This window comes from Microcystis sp. M31BS1 (genome assembly GCF_020245285.1).
GTDB lineage: Bacteria > Cyanobacteriota > Cyanobacteriia > Cyanobacteriales > Microcystaceae > Microcystis > Microcystis panniformis.
In genome coordinates this window covers 1-4272 of sequence record NZ_JADBVE010000012.1, presented here as the reverse complement: position 1 = coordinate 4272, position 4272 = coordinate 1, and the positions used below count along the sequence as shown (strand labels likewise).

Genomic DNA, 4272 nt, shown 5'->3' with positions numbered 1-4272 from the left:
CCTATAGCTTCTTGTACTTGTTGCGCGCGACTTTTTACCCGGCCAAGCTTTTCTGGTCGGAACCCCCTAAGCCGAGTTTTCAAGGTGCTGCGCCGTCCACTTGGTTTTCGAGACTGGCCTTTTAATTCTAACGTAAAGCCGCCGTTCTACGGCGGGGTTTCAGACCCAAAATTTCCGATGAAAAATCTCGTTTTTAGTGTCATGGGTTTTCTAACCACTATACTGCTTGCTTCCTCACCGGCCGCCGCTTGGTTCCATGCCGGGGGAGGTTCTTGGAGTGCCTCCGGTTTTCGCGGTACCGCCTCCGGGGGTGATGGTTCTTGGAGTGCCTCCGGCTATCGGGGTGGCTCGGCCTCCGGTGGTGACGGTTCTTGGAGTGGGACGGGATTCCGTGGCACCACTGCCTCCGGGGACGATGGTTCTTGGGGTGTCAACGGCTATCGGGGTGGCTCGGCCTCCGGTGGTGACGGTTCTTGGAGCGGTACTACCCCCTACGGAACCTCAGTTTATGGCTATCACGGCACCTACTACGGCGGCACCTACGCCACCTATCATCCGCCCACCGTTGTCAATAGTTACTACGGTGCGGGCTGTTATAACTGCGGTGGTTGGGCCGCAGCTGGAGCGGCGGCCACCACAGGAGTCGCCCTCGGCGCCACGGCTGCCACTGCCAATCAAGCGGAATCCTACAATGCAGGATTTGCGGCGGGCAGTGCCTACGCCCTCGGAGCGATCTATACTAACCTCCCAGGGGGATGCGTTTATAACCCAGTTGGTACAAGCACTTATTACCGCTGCGGTACGGCTTGGTTAAGTCCCGCCTACGGTGCTAACGGGGTTTACTATCGGGTCGTGACCGCACCTTTTTAAAGATTTATTAGCCTTGAATATCCCATGAGAAAACCTAACCGACATTTTTCCCTCGCTTTCCTTTTTAGTTCTCTCGCTCTCCTCGCTACAGGCAATCTGACTCTAAGTCAAACAGGTAATTCGATCGCTCAAGACCAAAACGCCGCTTTGCAAGCCGTCGCCAAGATGACCGAGGGACAGCGCACCTATTATCAGAATAACGGGAATTTTCGAGCGCAAGTTGACAATGTTCAAGAAGATTTCGGGGTTACTTTGCCGAAAACCTTTGATTATGCCATTCGCACCACTTCCGAGGCCGCCTATAGCTACGTTATCCCCGCTCGCTCAACCGTCAGCAATCAGCTAAAAGCTTATGTGGGTGCGGCTTTTATCACTCCTAACCAAGACCCGAAAATCACGACGATTATCTGTCAGAATACCAATCCCGGTCAGACGCGTCCGGCGGATCCGCAATTGGTGCGCGGCAATCAGTTTAATAACCCCGGAAAACTGACCCTCCAGTGCGGCGACTTCTCCGTACAGGTTCCCGCTTCCGAGGTGAACGAGTAGTGTTGAGGTTGGGAGAACAGTTAATTGTCTTGCTGGTAGCGGGCCCCGGACAGTTGATCACTTGACTTTTCGGGAACGATTTAATCCTCTCGGTAATCTGTCTAAATTTATCGAGTTTTTCTCTCGTTTTTAACAATTAATTATCGATTCAGTTGATCGGAGTATCTCATGAAAAGATCGATCGAAACCCTGAGCGTGATCGTATTAGGAAGTATTCTTTTCCCTACCGATGTCAGTTTAGCTCAAGTGGCCGAACCCTTCGCCTATCCCAGTCAAGGACAAAGCCAAGAACAACAACAGCAAGACCATTACGCTTGTTATTCTTGGGCAAAACAGCAAACCGGGGTCGATCCCAGTCAGCCGGATCAGATATCCCCCGCCACTGCCGCCCAATCCTCGCAACAGGGACAATTGCTTCGCGCAAGTGCCACAGGCGCTTTATTAGGAACGGTCGGAGGAGCGATCGCTGGGAATACTGGGGAAGGTGCAGCGATCGGGGCGGGAGTCGGGGCTTTGGCGGGACTGTTCCGAGAACGAGAAGAACAACAGCAGGCCGAGCAAGCGCAAGTCGAAGCGACCCAAGAGGAAAACCAGCGATTACAAACCTACTATCAAGCCTGGACAGCCTGTATGGAGGGACGGGGTTACAGCGTCCAGTAATTTTCGGCGATCGCAGAAGCAGAAATCTCTGGAAATCCGCTTCCTTTCCCCGTTATTTCTGTCCCGAAATCTAAGCGATTTTTGACATAACCGGTTAACCATGTTGAGAAAACTGCCAACTCTACTCGCTCACTTTTTCCACCTGACAAAACGCTCGCCCTTAGTCGCGGTCGTTCTCGTCCTCGTGACCGTCAGTTCGCTGATCGAAAATTTGGGTTGAAAACCCCGCCCCTTTTAGGGCGGCTTTGTGTTAAAGTCTTGCTGGTCTAAAAAACCCGCCTTATCATAGATACGACCGAATAAATATACTAGGTTGAAATTCCTGCAACGGGTCAACGATGAGTAAGGGGAAGCTGACGGCCGCTGGGAACTCCATGCTAGAGGCAAAACATACCTTGTGTCGGTATGTATAAACCAAAATTAAATCAGTCGCCGTCGGGCATAATGTTTCTATGAGTACCGAAAATCAACCTCCTAAAGTCGCTATCTTACTCGCTATCATAGCTCTGATAGGAACATTGGGTAGTGCAGTGATTGCCAATTGGGGACGATTTTTCCCACCACCTGATCAATCTTGTAATCTACAAGGTATTAAGATTACTGGTGTGCATATCTCATCCAAATCACAGCGGAATGATGCTCAAGCCTATTTAGATGAAATTAGAAAGCAGCGTCCTGATTATATCCCAGACAGTCCTCAACTTGTTTCAAAAACAAACAATGATGATGGTACCTTTCCTAGTAAAAACATTTCCGTAAGGGTGTTCTACAGAACTGACCGATGTGCAGCGGATTTAGTGACCGGATTATCACCTTCTAGTCAAGCAATAGTTGATCCACATTATGACTATGAAAATAAACCAAAACAGGGTACACTAGAAGTGTGGTATCCATGGATTAACAGATCGCCATAATCTCTTGTAAGTTGAGTGCGATCGCTGTCTTGTTATTGATTAAATCTTAAAACCGCGATCATTTTGGCTTTTAAAAGAGTGATTGCTGTCACATTGTCGATTAAACTTGCAAACTGCGATCAATTGGGCTTTTCAAAGTGCGATCGCTTTTTGAATCAAGAGGCGATCGCCAATGAGTTTCTTCTGTTAATTTATTGAGGAAAAAACGATGAATTATCGTCAACGGATTACAATTAACCCCTCCATTCGTAGCGGAAAGCCCTGTATTATTAATACTCGGATCACCGTTAATGATGTTTTAGACTATTTAGGTGGAGGGATGACCATTGAGGAAGTTTTAGACGATTTTCCCGATCTAACCTTAGAAGATATACAAGCCTGTTTCGCTTTTGCCGCTGACCGCGATCGCCATCTGATGATTATTCCCAATGAAATTACTGTTTGATGAAAATTTATCACCCAAATTGCCACGTTTACTAGCTACTGAATTTCCGAATAGTCTTCACGTTAGGGATATTGGGATGAAAGGATTTGCTGATGAAATAATTTGGGAATATGCCAAAAATAATAATTTCACTGTGATTTCTAAAGATTCGGATTTTTATCAACGGGCATTACTTTACGGTCATCCACCCAAATTAATTTGGCTTCGGATTGGGAATTGTAGTCGTGACATTCTCTTGCAATTAATCACAAGATATAAAGAGCAGATTGAGGTTTTTTCCAATAATTCTGACTCAATATTAATCCTTGCTTGATATTTTTTAGTCTGATCGCCGCTCTGGTAGGGTGCGTTAATGAAATGTAACGTACCTTATTTGTTCGAGATTTGTTGTACAATGCGTACAGGAAAATTGTAGTGTGATCGCCGATATGTAGGTTGAGGTGACGAAACCTAACAAATCTAAATATAACCCTATCATGTGTAACCCCAGATGTTATTAACTAGATATAACATCTCGATAAAATGGAGATAGAATGGGACAATAATAAAGCCGCTTCCAACTTGATCAAGCACAAGATTGATTTTGAGGATGCAAAAAATATTTTTCTAGATCCCAACCGTTTGGAAAGAGAAGATAAACGTGATTATGATGAAACCAGAATTCAAGTAATTGGTATAGTTAATCAAGTAGTTTTATGGCTCTTCGGTTTGTGTTATGCAATGGACGGGAGTTATAAGGGATGGAACCCTTATATAGAAAGGCATTTAGCGATTTTTGTTAATTGTTTTTTTCTAGAGCGAACTAATCAATTAAGTCTCTTGCCAGATAAGGAT

8 protein-coding genes are annotated in these 4272 nt (G+C 46.2%); 7 read left to right on the top strand and 1 reads right to left on the bottom strand.

Annotation, left to right across the window (positions count from 1 at the left end; genetic code table 11):
* The first annotated feature begins 177 nt into the window (after positions 1–177).
* From IM509_RS00405 to IM509_RS00395, 3 genes are all read left to right on the top strand, one after another.
* Positions 178–870, top strand: a complete 693-nt coding sequence (locus tag IM509_RS00405; protein ID WP_052276980.1) for a hypothetical protein — start codon at positions 178–180, stop codon at positions 868–870.
* Between the two features lie 24 nt (positions 871–894).
* Positions 895–1419, top strand: a complete 525-nt coding sequence (locus IM509_RS00400) for a type IV pilin-like G/H family protein (RefSeq protein ID WP_002764743.1) — start codon at positions 895–897, stop codon at positions 1417–1419.
* Positions 1420–1587: 168 nt separating this feature from the next.
* A complete protein-coding gene (locus IM509_RS00395) occupies positions 1588–2079 on the top strand; it encodes a glycine zipper family protein (protein ID WP_052276979.1) in 492 nt (163 codons plus the stop codon).
* Here the strand turns inward: IM509_RS00395 and IM509_RS00390 are convergent.
* On the bottom strand, positions 2064–2228 hold the full coding sequence (locus tag IM509_RS00390) for a hypothetical protein (RefSeq protein ID WP_158499355.1): 165 nt from the start codon (positions 2226–2228) through the stop codon (positions 2064–2066). The genes IM509_RS00395 and IM509_RS00390 overlap by 16 nt on opposite strands.
* A gap of 303 nt (positions 2229–2531) precedes the next feature.
* On the opposite strand from IM509_RS00390, the gene IM509_RS00385 reads away from it, so the two are divergent.
* The 4 genes from IM509_RS00385 to IM509_RS00370 all read left to right on the top strand — a co-directional run.
* Positions 2532–2993, top strand: coding sequence for a hypothetical protein (locus IM509_RS00385; RefSeq protein ID WP_052276978.1), 462 nt, complete (start codon positions 2532–2534; stop codon positions 2991–2993).
* Positions 2994–3201: 208 nt separating this feature from the next.
* The gene (locus tag IM509_RS00380) at positions 3202–3438 is read left to right on the top strand and encodes a DUF433 domain-containing protein (protein WP_002788903.1); all 237 of its coding nucleotides are present in this window, start codon (positions 3202–3204) and stop codon (positions 3436–3438) included.
* Positions 3422–3751 (top strand): DUF5615 family PIN-like protein, encoded by a 330-nt coding sequence (locus IM509_RS00375; RefSeq protein ID WP_002788902.1) that lies wholly within the window; start codon positions 3422–3424, stop codon positions 3749–3751. Before IM509_RS00380 ends, IM509_RS00375 begins: the two co-directional genes overlap by 17 nt.
* Positions 3752–3960: 209 nt before the next feature.
* Positions 3961–4272 (top strand): BrnT family toxin (locus IM509_RS00370; protein WP_272079324.1); only part of this gene is annotated, 312 nt, incomplete at its 3' end.

Bases quoted from the DNA above. Each gene is read 5' to 3' on its own strand.
- IM509_RS00405 (WP_052276980.1), top strand. From the start codon at position 178: ATGAAAAATCTCGTTTTTAGTGTCATGGGTTTTCTAACCACTATACTG.
- IM509_RS00375 (WP_002788902.1), top strand. From the start codon at position 3,422: ATGAAATTACTGTTTGATGAAAATTTATCACCCAAATTGCCACGTTTA.
- IM509_RS00385 (WP_052276978.1), top strand. From the start codon at position 2,532: ATGAGTACCGAAAATCAACCTCCTAAAGTCGCTATCTTACTCGCTATC.
- IM509_RS00380 (WP_002788903.1), top strand. From the start codon at position 3,202: ATGAATTATCGTCAACGGATTACAATTAACCCCTCCATTCGTAGCGGA.
- IM509_RS00400 (WP_002764743.1), top strand. From the start codon at position 895: ATGAGAAAACCTAACCGACATTTTTCCCTCGCTTTCCTTTTTAGTTCT.
- IM509_RS00395 (WP_052276979.1), top strand. From the start codon at position 1,588: ATGAAAAGATCGATCGAAACCCTGAGCGTGATCGTATTAGGAAGTATT.